Genomic DNA, 16,771 nt, shown 5'->3' on the forward strand with positions numbered 1-16,771 from the left:
GAGCGCGCCGAAGATGATGATCTTGGCGCCCGGCTTCAGTTCTGACTTGTCGCCGACAACGAAGGTGACGATCGGGGTGCCCGGCGGCACCACGACTTTCTTCTCGCCTTCCTTGTATTTGACCAGGATGTTCTGGCCATCGGTGCCCGCGACCGTCTCGGCGACGGTGGCGTTGGTCATGGTGCTACCGGGGCGAAGGTCCCAGGGCCGGAAACCCTCGGCCGCACCGCGCTGGTTCTCCGGAAAAATATGGACGGCGAGCGCCTTCTGGGTGCCGTCGGGCTGCGGCATCGCCGACACGCCGATATAAGAGCCCGGCTTGATTTCCGATAACGCAGTCTTGGCAACGCCGAACACCGCCACGTTGTCGGTCATGCGGACCATCACGTCGGTGCCCTCGCGCGAGTTGATTAACAGCGTCGGTCCGTCGACGCTTTCGATGGTGCCGCGGATACGAACTGTCGGCGGCTGTTGCGCCCACGCCATCGATCCCAAAACGGACAGCGCTGTCAGCGACGCCAGCAGCGAGCAAAGCACCAACGACGGAACTTTCGGCATGGTTTTTCCCCAGATTTTCAATGTTTCGTGAGATCGGCCTCGACCAGCGCGCGAAGCTCCGGCGTCACCTCCGGCCGCTGTCCGAACCAGAGTTGAAACCCGCGCACCGCCTGATGCAGCAGCATGCCGAGCCCATCGGCGATCTTGAGTCCGCGCACCTGCGCCGCCGCGAGTATCGGCGTCCGTAGCGGCACGTACACCAGATCGCTGACCACGGCATGGGATGGCAGCAGGCCGACATCGACGTCGAGCGCGGGCTGGCCTTGCATGCCAAGCGACGTCGTATTGACCAGCAACCCGGCGCGGGGCAGCAGGTCACCGACCGCGATCCAGGGAACCGGACGAACGTTGTCGCCGAACTGTTCCGCGAGCACGCGGGCGCGCTCGAAGGTCCGGTTTGCCACATGCACGCGCCGGATGCCGCGCTCGATCAATCCGAACACCACCGCGCGCGACGAGCCGCCGGCGCCGAGCACCAGCGCATCGGTAACGGCTTGCCATCCCGGTGCGCAGGCATCCAGATTGTCAATGAAGCCTTCGATGTCGGTGTTGGTCGAGCGCAGTTCGCCGCCCTCGTACCACAGCGTATTGGAGGCGCCGACGGCGCGGGCGCGCGGGTCCGGCACCGACAGCGACAGCGCACGCTCCTTGTGGGGAATGGTGATGTTGGCGCCGACAAAGCCGTGGCTCGACAAGTGCAGCACGAATTCGGCAAAGCCTTCGGGCGGCACCGCCTCGATGCTATAGCCGCCTTCGATGCCAAGCGCCCGCAGCCAGTAATGATGGATCAGCGGCGACCGCGAATGCGCGGCCGGCCATCCGATCAGGCATGCGGCGCGGGCCTTTTTCGAGGCTGTCATTGCCAATCCCGGTGCAGCGCCCTGGAACCAAGGCGTCGTCGCTTGTTCAAATCGGATAAGCCGCATCCGCTGTCAATGCTATAGGTGAATGGTCAGGGGCTTGTCAGGCGTTCCACTCGTAGACCTCTTTCTCGTACACCTCCTGGAAGCCGGCCCGCCGCAGATTCCGAAAGGAGTGCTCAAGCATATAAAGCGTTTCCGAGACCTGGACCGAACAACCGAGCTGTTCGGCCCGTTCTATCCTTTTCGCAATCAGGGACTGCTGGGCGCCGCGTTTGCGATGACTCTCGGCGGTCGCCGCGGCCATCAGGTATCCAAGGTCTTCGAAGACGCAGAGGGTGGCGATGGCCACCGGACGTCCGTCGTCAAATGCCATGTAATGGAAGAAGCCCTCCTCGCCGGCCGACCTCGCATATTCCGGCCACACCGTCTCGCCCAGTTGATCGCTGGCCGCTTCTATTTCCTCGGCGCTGACTTCCCGGACTTCGAGATCAGTTTGGAACCGAAGCGGCGAGTGACTGCAGCGGCACAGGGTCGGATAGCCGGTGCGCCGGATACGGGAAAGGCCGCCATGTTCCAGCCAGCGGCGCATCACATCCATTTCGGGCCCAGGGCTGAGCCAGACGAAGAACCGCTTCACGCCCTCGGTTGCGAACATATCGATCAAGCGCCCGACGCTATCGGATTCCATTCCCGGTTCCGTTCCGCACATGTAAACACGGTTCATGTTGGCGGAAGCAAACGGCCCCTGACGGGCGGGATCGATGGTGACGTAACAATTGCCGAGCGGGAAGCCATGGAATTGTTTTCGAATGAGACTATCCGGCTGGCATCTCTCATCCAGCCAGGCCGCCAGCCGCTTCAGTTTCAACGCCAGACCGATCTTGTCCATTGCCCTCCTCACGTGCTGCGAGCGCCCCTTTAACAGAATTCCAAGACAACTTCTCGCGTCACCACCACAGTGTTCACGAAAGGGGCTGTCTTGGAAAGCGTAGTCGCGCCGAAAAGCTACGGCTGGCGCCGGGCAGAGTTGCAGTCAGCGCACACTCTCCGGTCGCGACTGAATTTGCCATCTCGCTCCGGTAGAAATTTCAAATCGCGCCAGATGACCAGCAAACGACCGCGTACCCCGCAACAGGCTTCGACCGGTTTCAGCAGGCCCGTATGGTCGCTCGCAAACCGCCCCGGACTCCGCGAGCAGGCCATTCCTCGCGGCGGGTGTTGGGCGAACCATAGCACGTCTGCACGGCCGCGGCGGCCGCGACCATTCGCCTCGCGGCATCGTCTTCACATTTGATCCGAGGCTTGAACCGCCACGTTTTATCCGAGGGTGGCTACAACACCAATCAATCGGGCCGCGAACAACGCGTAGCGCCAATTCCACGCCAGTTTGCTCTTGCCCGCCCGATCTGCGGTCGCCGTGGATCACGACCCTCGTGAAGAGGGTGATGATCCCTGCCTCTATGCCGCGACGCGACGCGCGGCGATGATCTGATCGGCGGCGCGGCCGGTGACCTCGGCCATGCGGTCGAATTGCCGGGTGAAACTGCCGGCGCCCGCGGTCGCCGACCGCAGCTCCACAATCAACTCGCCGATCTCGGCTTCCGGCATCATGGCGCGGACGCGATCCCATCCCGGCCAACCCTCGCGGGTATCAAAGCCGAGAATCTGCCCGCGCCGCCCCGACAGGATGGCGTTGATCTTGGCGGTGGCGTCGGTGGGACAGACGATCTCGACTACGTGAATCGGCTCCAGCAGCACCGGCTGGCATTGCGGCAGCGCTTCGGTGACGCCGATCCGAGCCGCGGTGCGGAACGCGAGGTCGGAGGAATCCACGCTGTGATAGGATCCGTCGGTCAGCGTCACCTCCACATCGATGACGGGAAAGCCGAGCGGTCCGCGCAGCAATCCATCGACCACGCCCTCTTCCACGGCGCCGATATAGTTGCGCGGCACCGCGCCGCCGACGACCTTTTCGTGGAACTCGAAGCCGCCGCCGCGCGGCAGCGGCCTGATCTCCAGCACCACGTCGCCAAACTGGCCATGGCCGCCGGATTGCTTTTTGTGCCGGCCGCGCTGGGTGATCGATTTGCGGATGGTCTCCTGATAACCGATCGCCGGCGGCTGCGATTTGACGTTGACGCCGAAGCGGTCGCGCAGGCGTTCCAACGCCACCCGCAAATGCATCTCGCCCTGCCCCCACAGCACGATGTCGTGGGTGCGGGCGTTATGGATCATGCTCAGCGAGGGATCTTCCTCGTTCAGCCGCAGCAGGGCCTGGCCGAGTTTGACGTCGTCCTTGCGGTCGGTGGCCGCAAGCGCCATCGCCAGCACCGGCGCCGACGGCGCGACACCCACCAGCGCCGGCGGCGCGGTCTTGCCGCTCGCGAGCGTTTCGCCGGTCTTGAGGGTATCCAGTTTGCCGAGCGCGACCGTTTCGCCCGCCTCGGCGGAAGCGCGCTTGGTGTCGTGAGCGCAGTTCACCGCAAGGATGCCGGAGACGCGGCCGCTCTCACCCGATGACGATTGCAGCGTCGCGCCGTCGTCGAGATGGCCGGCGAGAATACGCGTGAGCGACAGCTTGCCGCCGTGCTGCAGATGCATTGTTTTGAACACATAGCCCAGCGCATCCCGCGTCGACGGCGCGCCGAGGCGCTTGGCGGTCTCGGCCACCCCGGGCGCTTCATGCCGCAGCGCCTTCATCAGACGCAGCACGCCGTTCTCGCGCAGCGCCGAACCGAGCAGCACGGGGCAGATCAGCCCCTCGCGCAATTCGCGGGCGAGGTCGTCGAACACCGCATCGCGCGGCGGCTGAATATCATCGAGCAACTGCTCCATCAGCGCGTCATCGTGATCGGCGAGTTTTTCCAGCATCGAGAACCGGGCTTCCTTCTCGCGGTCGAGGTCGCCACCTTCCAGCGCCACGACTTCGGAAGCCTTGTGTTCGCGGTAGATGAAGGCACGCTCCAGCGCCAGATCGACGAAGCCCGCGATCAGATCATCGTTCCAGATCGGAATCTGCCGGAGCACCAGCGGGATCCGGGATGCCGGCTGCAGGGTCGCGAGCGTCTCGCGGATACGTTTGTTGGCCCTGTCGATCTTGTTGAGAAACAGAAAGCGCGGCACGCCGAGATCCTCGAGTTCGCGCAGGATAATCTGGAGCTGCGGCAATTTGCGTTCATCGGCCTCGCAGACCACGACCGCGGCATCGACCGCCGGAATCGCGGTGCGCATGTCATGGGCGAACTCGACCGAGCCGGGGCAATCGATAAACGTATAACTGTCACCCATGAAGCTCGTTGTGGCGGCGGTGAGCCCGACGCCCATCTTGTGCCGGCGGGCCTCGGGGCTGGCATCGCCGACGGAAGTTCCGGCCTCGACGCTGCCGACGCGGGGGATCGCCCCCGTGCGCGCCAATATCGCTTCCAGAAGCGTGGTTTTACCGCTTTGGAAAGGGCCCACCAGTGCAATGCACCGTGGACCGCGGGGACTTCTGACGTCTTGTCCCATCGCCGCCTCCTTGTTGGGAGCTCGGCCCTTGATTGGGTCGGCTTATCAGATGCTCCCCCTACACCAGCGATTTGGCAAGCCGGAAAAACGTCGCTGCAGTGCAAGCGCGTCCCGGCAGCGGGAAGTTAAAGCGGCGGCCTACCGCCCCGGCCGCAGTTCCAGGCTTTCCAGCCCGGCCGCGACGTTGACGCCGACCTGGCCCTGCACGCTGAGCGGCTGCAGCGCGATCGAATTATCCGATCCGCCGATCAGCACATTGCCGCCGACCCCGACGCCGACCGAAGCGCTGCCTTGCGCGCCGGCATAATTGCCCGCGAGGTCGCCGGGTCCGAGCCGCGCGACCGGCGCGTAGACTCCCCAGGCAAGCGCCGATTCCTGTGTGATGCCGAGGTCGAGGCCGACCTTGCGGATGGTCGCAATATAGCGGTCCTCCGGCAGGCCTTCGATGCGCAGCACGCAACCGAGATTGGTCACCGAGCCGACGACGAAGCCGACGCTGGCGCCGCCGCGGCATTCGAGAACGCCAACCTGGACCCGCTGCATCGGCTGCTGGGCGTGAACACCGGCGACGGATGCAACGAGCGTTGTGATCGCAACCGCGGCAAAGATGATGGAATGGCGCATGAAGAAATCTCCGGCTGAAGTGATGTGATGCGAGCAGAGAGTTGAGGAAAGCCCCATTGCCCCCGGGCGCTCGCCCTTCTATGCCACAACATCGGCGGCGGTGCCAGATTGGCGCAAAATTTCAAATTCGAAAGGTCATTGCGGGTCGTCAACAAAACACCCGCTGGCCCCGGCCTTGATCATCAAATCCGCGGTCGGTCAGCGGCGTCAGCGATAGCGGCTAAAGCCGCGAAGCGCTGATCGTATCGGCAGCAGTTCGACTGCCGTGACACCGGCAGCGACGTTCCACCCGGTCTGGCCCTGGACGCCGATCGGCTGCAGCGCGTAGGAACTGCCGGGACCACCGACCAGGAAGTTGCCGCCGAATCCGACCCCGACCGACGCATTGGCGCCGACGCCGCCATAACTGCCGGCGAGATCGCCATGCCTGACGACGCGGGTCGGGGCGTTCACCGCCCAGGTCAATTTGGTCTGCTGGGTGATGCCGAGATCGACGCCAAACCGGCGGACGGTAGCAATATAGGGTTCGGGACGACGGCCAGCGCTATGAAACATGCATTGCAGGCTGGTCACCGAGCCGACCACGAAGCCGACATTCTGCCCGCCCTCGCATTGCAGAATGCCGGCGCGCACCGCCGGCAACGCGTTGGCGCTGGCGACGGGCAGCAACAACGCTGCAACGGCCGCGCCAAGTCTGAAGCAGCTCATCGATCCGATCTCCACATCACGAACTGAATTTGCGGGGAGGACCCAAGGCAAGCGCCTTGTCGAAAACAAGGCGCTTGCGAAACGGCGCCGTCACGGCATCATGATCTCGACGACGAAGTGATTGACTATCTCAAATTGCCGCAAAATCGCTGGATGCGTTTGCAGGCGTCATCGAGATCGGAGTTCTTGGCCGCATAGGAAATGCGGAACGCCGGGCCGAGCCCGAACGCCGACCCCTGCACCACCGCGACGCCCTCATTCTCCAACAGCTCGGTGACGAAATCCTGATCATCGGCGATCACCTTACCGGACGGCGACGTCTTGCCGATGGTGCCGGCGCACGACGGATAGACATAGAACGCGCCCTGCGGCCGCGGACAATCAATGCCCTTAGCCTGGTTGAGCATCGCCACCACCAGATCCCTGCGCTCCTTGAACGCCTTGTTGTTCACCGGGATGAAATCCTGCGGACCGTTCAGCGCTTCGACCGACGCCCATTGTGAAATCGAACAAGGGTTCGAGGTGGACTGCGACTGGATCGTCGCCATCGCCTTGATCAGTTCGCTGGGGCCGCCGCCATAACCAATACGCCAGCCGGTCATGCAATAGGCTTTCGACACGCCATTGACCGTCAGCGTGCGATCGTACAATTTCGGCTCGACCTGCGCCGGCGTCGTGAACACGAAGTCGTCATAGACCAGGTGCTCGTACATATCGTCGGTCATCACCCAGACGTCGGGATGCTTCACCAGCACGTCGGTGATCGCCTTCAACTCGCCGCGGGTATAGGCGGCGCCGGTCGGATTCGACGGCGAGCACAGGATGATCCATTTTGTCCTTGCCGTGATCGCTTTCTCGAGCGCATCCGGCTGCAGCTTAAAACCATGTGCCGCCGTGCACACCACGGGCACCGCTTCGCCGCCGGCGAGCGCCACCATTTCGGGATAGCTCACCCAATAGGGGGCGGGAATGATGACCTCATCGCCCGGGTTAATGGTCGCCATCAGGGCATTGTACAGCACCTGCTTGCCGCCGGTTCCGACGATGATCTGGTTCGGCTTGTAACTAAGGCCGTTCTCGCGCTGAAACTTCGCAGAGATCGCCTGCTTGAGCTCCGGAATACCGTCGACCGCGGTATATTTGGTCTTTCCTGCTTCGATGGCGTGGATCGCCGCCAGCTTGATGTTGGCTGGGGTGTCGAAATCGGGTTCGCCGGCCCCAAGGCCGATGACGTTGCGGCCGGCCGCTTTGAGCTCGCGCGCCTTATCCGTTACCGCGATGGTCGCGGACGGCTTCACACGGTCGAGTGCGGCGGACAGAAACGGCATCATTATCTCCTGACAAACATCATGAACGTACCCCGCGTCACCAGACCGATGGTGTCACCAATAGAGTCACCAGACCGATCCACGACTCTTTTTGTGGGGATCGAGACACCCTAAAGCGCGTCGCGCTGCATCGCAAGAAGGTTGGCTCGACCCGGTAACCTTTAGGGAACGTTAAACGGCGACCCGCTAGACTCCGCGCAACATTCATAAAGTTCCGCGGCGAAATGACTCATATCCGGCAAGGTCTGCGATCTGGCCGATGGCTGACCGCCGCGCGGGCGCGCGGCTATAGCCTGATCCTGCTCGGCCTCTCGGCTCTCGCCATGGCCGGCTGGATCGCCGTGTCCGACGGCCTGATCGATCGCAACGGCAAGCCCTTGGGCACCGATTTCTCCAGTGTCTACGCCGCCGGCTCCTTGACCTGGCAAGGCCGGCCCGCGGCAGCCTACGCACCTGCAATGCAGCATGCCGCGCAGAGGGCCGTATTCGACGGCCGCGAGGTGCCATTCTTCGGCTGGCATTATCCGCCGTTTTTCTTTGCGGTCGCCGTTCTCGTGGCCGCCGTTCCCTATGCATGGGGTCTTTTGATCTGGCTCGCGGCCAGCCTTGCGGTCTATCTGGCGACGCTGCGCGCGATCCTGCCCGGTCGGGAAACGCTACTGGGCGCGGCGGCCTTCCCCGCGGTGTTCGTCAACATCGGCCATGGCCAGAACGGGTTTCTCACCGCAGCGCTGCTCGGCGGTGCCCTTCATCTCCTGGACCGCCGGCCGTGGCTCGCCGGCCTCTTGATCGGCTGCCTTGCCTACAAACCGCAATTCGGCGTCCTGATTCCGATCGCGCTGTTGGCGGGCGGACGATGGGGCACCATCGGCGCCGCCGCTGCCACGGTTGCAGCGTTGGTAGGCCTGAGCTTCATCACGCTCGGCGGCGGCGTCTGGCACGCGTTCGCGGACTCCTTGACCTTCACCCAGAGCGTGGTGCTCGAGCAGGGCGGCACCGGCTGGGAGAAAATCCAGTCGGCATTTTCAGCGGCGCGGATGTGGGGCGCCAGCATCCACTTGGCCTACGCCGTTCAGCTCGCGCTGGCGCTGATGCTGGCGGCAAGTCTGGCATGGCTGTGGCACAGCGAAGCTGCCTTCGAACTCAAGGCCTCGGCGCTCGCAACTGCAAGCCTGCTCGCTACTCCCTACGTGCTGGACTATGATCTCGTCGTGCTCGCGGTCGCGATCGCCTTTATGGTGCGCCACGGCATCGGCAGCGGCTTCCGCGACTACGAGATCAGCCTGCTGGCCGCAGCCTGGACCGTGCCTTTGCTGTCGCGCGCAGTTGCCGGGATCACTGGTATACCACTTGGCCTGCTGATGTTGCTGACACTTTACGTCTTCACCCTGCGACGTGCGGCACTTGATTGCGCGTTGTCAGCGGTATGCGTCCCGAGCATCGCGCAAGCGTGATCTGATTTGTCAACGCGTGTTGGCAAAATCGTCTCCGTGGTTGCAGTGCGGTAGCGGTTGTCTACTTTTTATAGTTGCGGGGCTTGCGACCCAACTGCATCAGCATCATTGTTTAGCCGCGTTGCAGGCTGACAAGACCCTCGCTTGCAAGCCTTCTCAGTCGCAAGCCATTCGCACTTGCAAGACTTTCTAACTTAGAGAACATGTAGGCTGCGTCATAGCAATCGAACGAATCCGGGATCGAGCGAATCCGAATGTACAAGCTCTATTCGATGCAGCGTTCCGGCAACAGCTACAAGGTCCGCCTTGCGCTGGCCTTGCTTAACGCGCCCTATTGCGCCGTCGAGATCGACATCTTGCGCGGTGAAAGCCGTACTCCGGATTTTCTAGCCAAGAATCCCAGCGGCCAGGTGCCTCTGCTCGAAGTCGCGGACGGACGTTACCTCGCCGAATCCAATGCCATCCTCTGGTATGTCGCCGGTGGTACCTCGTTGGCGCCGGAATCGCGGATCGAACGCGCCGAAGCACTGCAGTGGATGTTCTTCGAACAGCACGCGCTGGAACCAAATATCGGCGCGGCCTATTTCTGGCTGGCGCTGGTCAAGGGCGGTCGCGACCTGCAGACCCACGCGCTGGAAGACTGGATGGAGCGCGGCTATGCCGCATTGCAGGTGATGGAAAACCACCTCAAGAACGAAAAATACTTTGCCGCCGGCCAGCTTACGGTCGCGGACATCGCGCTCTACGGCTACACCCATGTCGCCGACCGCTGCGATTACGACCTTGCGACTTTCCCCGCGATCCGCGCCTGGTTGAGGCGGATCGAGCAAACCCCTGGATTCGTGGCCATGGATTGGCGCCCGGACACCGAAGTCGAAGATGCGGCAGGCATCGCCGCCGAGGCTTAGGCCGGAAATAACTGGCAATGGCTCTGCCCCCATTTTGCCATTTTCGAGCCAGCCCCGCCGCAAAATTGCCGGCGATTCCTGCCACATTGCAATCAGAGCGGGTGATTCGCCCGCGCATCTCTAGGGATACCCGACCATGAAACGGTCGCTTGGCGGAACAGGGTTTAACAGCCGCTCCACGCCTGTCGCATCGTCCCGCATGGCCGACGCCGTCGCGGCAACGCTCGCGGTCGGCGCGTTGTCGCTGTGTGTGATCGTTACCCTCACGATGCTTTCGATCAAGATTTCCATGGCAATGCCGATTCCGGCTTAACGCAAATTTATTCTCTGCCTGTGGATAAGTTTGGTTGTCATGGGCACGTAACAAAGCAAGGCTAGGTTGTGCTCGCGTCTGATCAGGCCCCCCGTCACGGATCACACGCCCCAGCGGTCCCCCGTCAGTCGCCGCGCCTGACCGGGGCCGCATTTTTTTGCGCCTGCGTCAGGCCACGTCGTCTATGACCCTGCCGTATCGGCGTCAGGTGCAGCGGTCGATGTTGTCGTGAGCTGGAGTGAGGCCACAGCCTATGACATAAGCTGGGATCGCAAGGCGATTACGCGCGAGGCCGAGAAAACGGTACGGCGCATGAGCGCCGCGGCACTGCGCACTACGCCGCCGCAGCGAACGAAGGCGCTACCGACACCCGAGCGGCCGCTGCCGGAACCGGCCTGAGCGACGGAGCGTCGCGCACTTGCGGCCGCTGGGCGTGCGGGCCACATTGCATGCTGTCTCGTCCTTCACCCTCGCGAGGAGTGGTCCATGCAAATTCGCAATCTCGGCGGCTCCGGCCTGCGGGTTTCCGCCGTCGGTCTAGGCTGCAACAATTTCGGCCAGCGCATCGATCTCGAAACCTCGCGCAAGGTCGTCCACCGGGCGATCGACCTCGGCATCACCCTGTTCGATACCGCCGATATCTATGCCGGCATGGGTGGTTCCGAGACCGTGCTGGGTGAGGTGCTCGGCGACCGCCGCAAGGACATCGTGCTGGCGACGAAATATTCCAAGCCGATGAGCACGGACGGCACCAGGCAGGGTGCGTCGCGGCGCTATATCCTGTCGGCGGTCGAGGCCAGCCTGAGGCGGCTGAAGACCGACTACATCGATCTCTACCAGCAGCACGACTGCGATTCCCTGACCCCGATCGAGGAAACCCTGCGAACGCTGGAGGATCTGATCAAGCAAGGCAAGGTCCGCTATATCGGCAATTCGAATTTTCCGGCCTGGCGCGTCGCCGAAGCCGAGCTCACCGCGCGCCAACTGAACGTCAATCCGTTCATCTCGTGCCAGGACGAATACAGTCTGGTGATGCGCGAGATCGAAAAGGACCTGCTGCCGGCGGCACAGCAATACAATCTCGGCCTGCTGCCGTTCTTCCCGCTCGCCAGCGGACTTCTCACGGGCAAATACCAGCGCGGTACTGCCGCGCCCCCTGATACCCGCTTCGCCAAGTGGCCGGCGTTGCGCGACCGCTATGTCACGCCGCACAACGAGGACATCGTGGAAAAATTGCAGGCGTTTGCGAAAGCGCGCGGCCACACCATGCTCGAGCTGGCATTCTCCTGGCTGGCGTCGCGACCGCAAGTATCGAGCGTGATCGCCGGCGCCACCCGCGTCGAGCAGGTCGAGCAGAACGTCAAGGCGATCGGCTGGCAGCTGAGCGCGGAGGAGATGACGGAGATCGACGCGATCACCAAATAGGTGCCGAGCTACAAATGCAGGTTACTTGACGCCGGCGACCGATTGACGCTGGCGCTGATGTGCATCGGGTTGGCAATCGCCGGCCTGATGTGCAGGCCCGGATTCATGACTTCCGGGCTCGCTTGTTTCACTCGCGCCGGGAATGACGGGCATCATCCCACCAGCCCCTGCATCCCCTTCACCGCCGCGCTGTCCGGAAACACCGCTTCCGCCAACACGCGCTCGGCGACGCCGAGATGATCGCGCAGCACGCCCTTTATCACCGCGCGCAGGTCGGTGGTCGGGGCGAGGTCGCGGCCCTCGTACAGATTGGCGGGCTTCAACCCCGGCCAGTCCGCGATCACCCTTCCGCCGTTCACCGCGCCGCCGGCGAGCAGCGCGATGGTGCCGGTGCCGTGGTCGGTACCCTCGGTGCCGTTGATATGAGCGGTGCGGCCGAATTCGGTGGCGACCACCACGGCAGTGTCGCGCCAGCGCTCGCCCAATCCGCTCTCAAATTCGGCGAGCGCGCCGTCGAGCCCCGACAACAGCTGCGCCAGCCGTCCGACCGGGCCGCCTTCATTGGCGTGGGTATCCCAGCCATCGAAGGCAAGCGCGGCAATCCGCGGGCCGTCGTCGGCGGCCATCAATTTGGCGGCGCCGCGCGCCACCAGCCGCATCGCGCCGGCATTGTTGGTGCCCGGCTTCGGCTTCATGTCGTCGCCCTGCGCCGCCTTGTCGAGCTGCAGCCCCTGCGACAGCGCCGACGCCAGCGCGGGATCGCGATGGCTGTAGAGCTCGACCAGTCGCATCGCGGTGTCGTCGTCGGCCTGCGGCAGCGCGACCGGTGCCCAACCTACCGTCGGTGCCGCGCCGCGCAGTACCAGGGGCGTGGTCGGACCGATGGCAAGCCCGCTGGTCACCCGATCGCCGCGCGGCAAGGCCTCCAGCGTCCGGTTGAGCCAGCCGGATTGTACCCGGCCCGGACCGGCAAAGCCGGTTTCGAGCACGTCCTGGCCGTCGAAATGCGAACGGTCGCGATAGGGCGTCGACACCGCATGAATCACGGCAGCGTGCTTTTCCCGGTACATCCGCGCGAATTCCGGCATGGCCGGATGCAGCGCGAAGTAGGAATCCAGCATCGTCGCCGCGTGCGGGCCGTCCACGGTCAGCGCGATCGAACCATGCAGGCCGGCATAGTCAGGATCGCCCGTCGGGGCGACGGTGGCAAGACCGTCGAGCGCACCGCGCAAGATCACCACGATCAGCCTGGGGTCACGTCCGTCGGCGGCGCGTGCGAATTTCGGTAAATAGGCCCAGGCGGCGAACGACGCGCCGCCGAGCAGCAGCGCGCGGCGCGAAGGCGCCAGCGATCTCAGGACTTCGCTTGGATCCATCGTCATCTCCTCTGGAATTCCGGCGACATCAACAGCAGCGCCAGCGCCTGCTGCCGCGATTCCGCGCGCTCGACGGTCTGCCGCGTTTCCGGCGATGCGGCGTCGGCGGCGACGAGTTCCAGGAGATCGCGGGGGTCGATCGCACCGCCGGCACGCGCGGCCACTTGCGCCGAAATGTCGAGCCGCAGCTTCATCCCTTCGGGCGCGGCCCAGGCCGCATTGCTATCGGGAAAACCGTTCGGCCCGGCCGGCGACCACAGCGGTTGGCCCAACAGATTGAGGCTGCTGAGATAGAGCCCGGGCTCATCGGGAATGCGGGCCAGTAGCCGGCCGGTCGCGACCAGGAATTCATAGGGGCTGCGCACTTTTGTCAGCGGCGCCTGCCAAGCTTCGTCGGAGTTGAGCAGCGATGATGTCATCGCCCTGAGATCGCCGTCAGACTTTTGGAATACCTCCGTCAGGCGCCGCACCAGGAGCGGCGGCGGATCATCGGCGACAAAATGACGGACGAATTTGGTGGCGATGAATCTCGCCGTCGAAGGATGCCGCGAAATATCCGAGAGGGCCGCCTCGCCCTGCGCGACGCCGCCATCATCGTAAGTCTTGCCGAGCAGAAGCTGCGCGCCCGGCTGGTGCGCATTGGGGTTGAAGACAAAGCTGCCGGGCGCTCCGAGCTTTCCCTGCCGTCCGGCAAAGGTCCAGCCGGTGATGATGCGCGCCAGCGAGGTCACGTCTTCCTGGGTGTAGCCGCCGCCGACCCCGAGCGTATGCAGTTCCATGATTTCGCGGGCGAGGTTTTCGTTCAAGCCGCGCTTGCGGTTTTGCCCCGCGCGCGACTCCGGCCCGAGCGATTGCTGGTTGTCGAGAAAGAACAGCATGGCCGGGTGCTGCTCGACCGCCCTGAGCATGTCGCCGAAGCGTCCGAGCACGTGAGGGCGGATCGCCTCGCGCTCGAACGAGCCGGCCCAGATCCGCGCCAGTTCGCCCTTGTTGGCGGAGATGCAAAAGTGGTTGGACCAGAACGCCACCAGCCGCTCGGTGAAGCCGCAATCGGCGATGAAGGCGCGCTGCAGCCGCGCCAGCGCTTCGGCACGATAGGTCTTCTGAATGATGTTGAGCGGTTGCGGCGGCGGCTTTGCCGCGTTCGGCGCCATCGCTTCGGTCGCCGCCATGGTCGCGTTGGCATTGCCGCTGTCCTGCGGCTTCATATCCGGCTCTTTTCCCGCCATCGCCATTGCGGCACGGTCGAGCGAAAGGCTTCGCCGCGCCGGCGTGGCTTGCGCGGCCTCGGGGGCGCCGGCCTTCGCGGCCGCCTCGCGCGCCTGCTTGACCTCGGCCTGATAGGCAAACACCGCCTCCGCCAATGCCGGGGTCGACAGCAGTCCCGGCATCTCCAGCAGCACACCGTCGGGGCGGCTCAATTCGGCTTTGACAAAACCACGGGGGTCGGATGCCGCATTGACCAGATCGCCCGACGCGCCGCCGCGCGCGCCAAACCCGAAGCGGTTGAGTGCGACAAGCGCGGATCGCGCATCGCGGGCCATTGCAGTTTCCTTCGGGCTTCCCTTGCGCCGTCGTGAGCGTATATCTGAGGGCGCAATGTAGCTCCCTTCGACGTGAACCCGACATTAAAACACGGCCGGAATTCGCTTCCCTTCATGACAAATTGGTTAGAAAATTCCTCGCGCCGCCTCATTTGTTCCCGATGCGGAACGGAATTCACCTGCGGCCGTTCAGGGCAATGCTGGTGCGCCGAGGAAACCGCCCTGCTTCCGACGCCGGTCAAGGGCGACGATTGCCTTTGCCGCGATTGCCTGCGCAAGCTGGCAGGCACAAATATTCGATCCTGACCCAACCCGGGAAAACCAACGTGACGCCAGACTGGGACATCAGCGCGGTCCTGCTCGACATGGACGGCACGCTGCTCGATACCGAAAGGGTCTATCTCGAGAGTCTTGTCACGGCGTTGACTGCGTTCGGCTATGCGGACGCCCGGGCGATGGGGCACGCGATGCATGGCCTCCCCGGCCCGCAATGCGAGGTTCTGCTGCGCGGCCGCTACGGCGAGGATTTTCCGCTGCCCGATGTCACCAGGGTGTTCGCCCTGAAGCGCGACGAGATGCTTCAGGATGGGAGGCTTTTGAAAAGTGGGGTGATCGAACTGCTCGACGCGTTGCACGCGGCGGACTATCCGATGGCGATCGTCACCTCATCGACGCGGCGCACCGCCGACGAGCATTTGACGCTCGGCGGCATCAGATCACGCTTTGAAACCATCTTGACCCGGGACGATGTCGAACGCGGCAAGCCCAGTCCCGATCTTTATCTGCTGGCGGCAGCGAGGCTCGGCTTCGCGCCGCAAGCCTGCGTGGCGATCGAGGATTCCAATCCGGGCATCACCGCCGCGCATGGCGCCGGCGCCATCCCGATCATGGTGCCGGACATTCTGCCGCCTACCGACGAAACCCGCGCGAAGTGTGCGGCCGTGCTGCCCGACCTCCACGCCGCACTGGCCATGCTGAGGGAGCGTGGCCGGCTCGGACGCTAGCGATCATGGTGCTGGAGCTGGTCGCTCCCCGAGGCGAAACCGCCCATCGCGCAGCTACACCTCGTAGCCCGGCGAGTTCCGCGCCATGCCGTCGAAAGCGTTGAGCAGCCTTTCGCGCCACGCACGGACCGGGTCGCTCTCGACCAGCAATTTGAACGGGCTGACGACGCGCGCCCACTGGAAGGCGCCGAACACAATATAATCGGCGTAGTTCGGCGCGGCGCCGCCGAGATAGAGTTGGGTTTTCAGGGTCAGCCGCATCGGCTCGAGCGCCCGGCGAAAACCTTCGACCGAATTTTCACGCCCGGCCACCACTTCTTCCAGCGGCTTGCCAAACCTCGCTTCGCGTGTGCTGCGGAAATAGGCCGCATCGACCGGCTTCAGATGCGCGGGGATGTCGGCGACGATCAGCGGAAACATTCCGCCGATCACGGCGATATCGCCCCACCAGTTGATCAACCGCGCCATGGCGCGGCCGCCCTCGCCGCCGAACAGTGACGGCCGGTCCGGATAGCGGTCTTCCAGATAATTCGCAATCGTCCAGGAATCGGCGACCGAGGTTTCGCCGTCGATCAGCACCGGTACCTTTTCGGAATGGTGCGGGGCGATCGCGGCCTTTTCGGTAAAGCACCACGGGATCGATGCCGCCGACAGTCCCTTATGCGCCAGCGCCATCCGCGTCCGCCAGCAGAACGGGCTGAACGGACGCGCCGGGTCTGTACCGACCAGTTCGAATAGTTGGAGTGTCATGGTGTGGATGCCTTGCTCGGACCTCTCAATCGCCATTGCGAGGAGCTCTTGCGACGAAGCAACCCATGCTTGGTACCTGCTGAACCATGGATTGCTTCGCTTGCGCTCGCAATGACGGGCGATGGAGCAATGATGACGCGAACGGCGCGTGCACTACTTCACCACCGCCGCGGTCTGCCCGAACAACAACTTGCGCTCTTCCTCGGTGCGGATGGTGGGCTGGCCGTAATTCGGATTGACCTCCTTGGCTTTGGCATAGGCGCGCACCGTCGCCGGCCGCTCGCGGATGGTTTCCAGCCAGCGCTTCAGATGCGGGAAATCGTCGATGTCCTGGCCCTGGTTCTTGTACGGCACCACCCAGGGATAACTCGCCATGTCCGCGATCGAATAGTCGCCGGCGATGAATTCG

At 63.8% G+C, this 16,771-nt stretch carries 18 protein-coding genes; 7 read left to right on the top strand and 11 right to left on the bottom strand.

Annotated features, from left to right (window positions below; genetic code table 11):
• The 7 genes from ABSG20_RS12005 to ABSG20_RS12035 form a co-directional block, all read right to left on the bottom strand.
• On the bottom strand, positions 1–558 hold a 558-nt coding region (locus ABSG20_RS12005), incomplete at its 3' end, for a hypothetical protein (RefSeq protein ID WP_423864714.1).
• 17 nt (positions 559–575) lie between these two features.
• Positions 576–1,418, bottom strand: a complete 843-nt coding sequence (locus ABSG20_RS12010; protein ID WP_423864715.1) for a shikimate dehydrogenase — start codon at positions 1,416–1,418, stop codon at positions 576–578.
• 103 nt (positions 1,419–1,521) lie between these two features.
• Complete coding sequence (locus ABSG20_RS12015) at positions 1,522–2,310, bottom strand: GNAT family N-acetyltransferase (protein ID WP_423864716.1); 789 nt, start codon at positions 2,308–2,310, stop codon at positions 1,522–1,524.
• Positions 2,311–2,879: 569 nt separating this feature from the next.
• A complete protein-coding gene (locus ABSG20_RS12020; RefSeq protein WP_423864717.1) occupies positions 2,880–4,928 on the bottom strand; it encodes an elongation factor G in 2,049 nt (682 codons plus the stop codon).
• Between the two features lie 138 nt (positions 4,929–5,066).
• Positions 5,067–5,552 carry a DUF992 domain-containing protein gene (locus tag ABSG20_RS12025; RefSeq protein ID WP_423864718.1) on the bottom strand — a complete coding sequence of 162 codons (486 nt, stop codon included), beginning with the start codon at positions 5,550–5,552 and terminating at the stop codon, positions 5,067–5,069.
• 207 nt (positions 5,553–5,759) lie between these two features.
• The gene (locus ABSG20_RS12030) at positions 5,760–6,260 is read right to left on the bottom strand and encodes a DUF992 domain-containing protein (protein ID WP_423864719.1); all 501 of its coding nucleotides are present in this window, start codon (positions 6,258–6,260) and stop codon (positions 5,760–5,762) included.
• Between the two features lie 125 nt (positions 6,261–6,385).
• A complete protein-coding gene (locus ABSG20_RS12035; RefSeq protein WP_423864720.1) occupies positions 6,386–7,588 on the bottom strand; it encodes a pyridoxal phosphate-dependent aminotransferase in 1,203 nt (400 codons plus the stop codon).
• Between the two features lie 224 nt (positions 7,589–7,812).
• Here ABSG20_RS12035 and ABSG20_RS12040 point away from each other — a divergent pair, with 224 nt between their 5' ends.
• The 5 genes from ABSG20_RS12040 to ABSG20_RS12060 all read left to right on the top strand — a co-directional run bounded on the left by ABSG20_RS12040 (position 7,813) and on the right by ABSG20_RS12060 (position 11,688).
• Positions 7,813–9,042 (top strand): glycosyltransferase family 87 protein, encoded by a 1,230-nt coding sequence (locus ABSG20_RS12040; protein ID WP_423864721.1) that lies wholly within the window; start codon positions 7,813–7,815, stop codon positions 9,040–9,042.
• Positions 9,043–9,296: 254 nt separating this feature from the next.
• Positions 9,297–9,950: a glutathione S-transferase family protein gene (locus ABSG20_RS12045; RefSeq protein ID WP_423864722.1), complete on the top strand. Its 654-nt coding sequence runs from the start codon at positions 9,297–9,299 to the stop codon at positions 9,948–9,950.
• Positions 9,951–10,086: 136 nt separating this feature from the next.
• The gene (locus ABSG20_RS12050) at positions 10,087–10,263 is read left to right on the top strand and encodes a hypothetical protein (protein WP_423864723.1); all 177 of its coding nucleotides are present in this window, start codon (positions 10,087–10,089) and stop codon (positions 10,261–10,263) included.
• A 228-nt stretch (positions 10,264–10,491) separates the two neighbouring features.
• A complete protein-coding gene (locus ABSG20_RS12055; protein ID WP_423864724.1) occupies positions 10,492–10,662 on the top strand; it encodes a hypothetical protein in 171 nt (56 codons plus the stop codon).
• 87 nt (positions 10,663–10,749) lie between these two features.
• Positions 10,750–11,688 (top strand): aldo/keto reductase, encoded by a 939-nt coding sequence (locus tag ABSG20_RS12060; protein ID WP_423864725.1) that lies wholly within the window; start codon positions 10,750–10,752, stop codon positions 11,686–11,688.
• A gap of 152 nt (positions 11,689–11,840) precedes the next feature.
• Here ABSG20_RS12060 and ABSG20_RS12065 read toward each other — a convergent pair whose 3' ends face one another.
• Positions 11,841–13,070, bottom strand: coding sequence for a DUF1501 domain-containing protein (locus tag ABSG20_RS12065; RefSeq protein ID WP_423864726.1), 1,230 nt, complete (start codon positions 13,068–13,070; stop codon positions 11,841–11,843).
• Positions 13,067–14,608, bottom strand: a complete 1,542-nt coding sequence (locus ABSG20_RS12070) for a DUF1800 domain-containing protein (RefSeq protein ID WP_423864727.1) — start codon at positions 14,606–14,608, stop codon at positions 13,067–13,069. The genes ABSG20_RS12065 and ABSG20_RS12070 overlap by 4 nt, the downstream gene beginning before the upstream one ends.
• Positions 14,609–14,722: 114 nt before the next feature.
• On the opposite strand from ABSG20_RS12070, the gene ABSG20_RS12075 reads away from it, so the two are divergent.
• Both ABSG20_RS12075 and ABSG20_RS12080 read left to right on the top strand, forming a co-directional pair.
• On the top strand, positions 14,723–14,914 hold the full coding sequence (locus ABSG20_RS12075; RefSeq protein ID WP_423864731.1) for a cysteine-rich CWC family protein: 192 nt from the start codon (positions 14,723–14,725) through the stop codon (positions 14,912–14,914).
• A gap of 20 nt (positions 14,915–14,934) precedes the next feature.
• Positions 14,935–15,612, top strand: a complete 678-nt coding sequence (locus tag ABSG20_RS12080) for an HAD family hydrolase (protein ID WP_423864728.1) — start codon at positions 14,935–14,937, stop codon at positions 15,610–15,612.
• Positions 15,613–15,666: 54 nt separating this feature from the next.
• Here ABSG20_RS12080 and ABSG20_RS12085 read toward each other — a convergent pair whose 3' ends face one another.
• Entirely contained in the window at positions 15,667–16,362 is a 696-nt protein-coding gene (locus ABSG20_RS12085; protein ID WP_423864729.1) for a glutathione S-transferase family protein, read from the bottom strand.
• A 153-nt stretch (positions 16,363–16,515) separates the two neighbouring features.
• Positions 16,516–16,771 (bottom strand): glutathione binding-like protein (locus tag ABSG20_RS12090; RefSeq protein ID WP_423864730.1); only part of this gene is annotated, 256 nt, incomplete at its 5' end.

This window comes from Bradyrhizobium sp., from assembly GCF_049512235.1.
Taxonomy (GTDB): Bacteria; Pseudomonadota; Alphaproteobacteria; order Rhizobiales; family Xanthobacteraceae; genus Bradyrhizobium.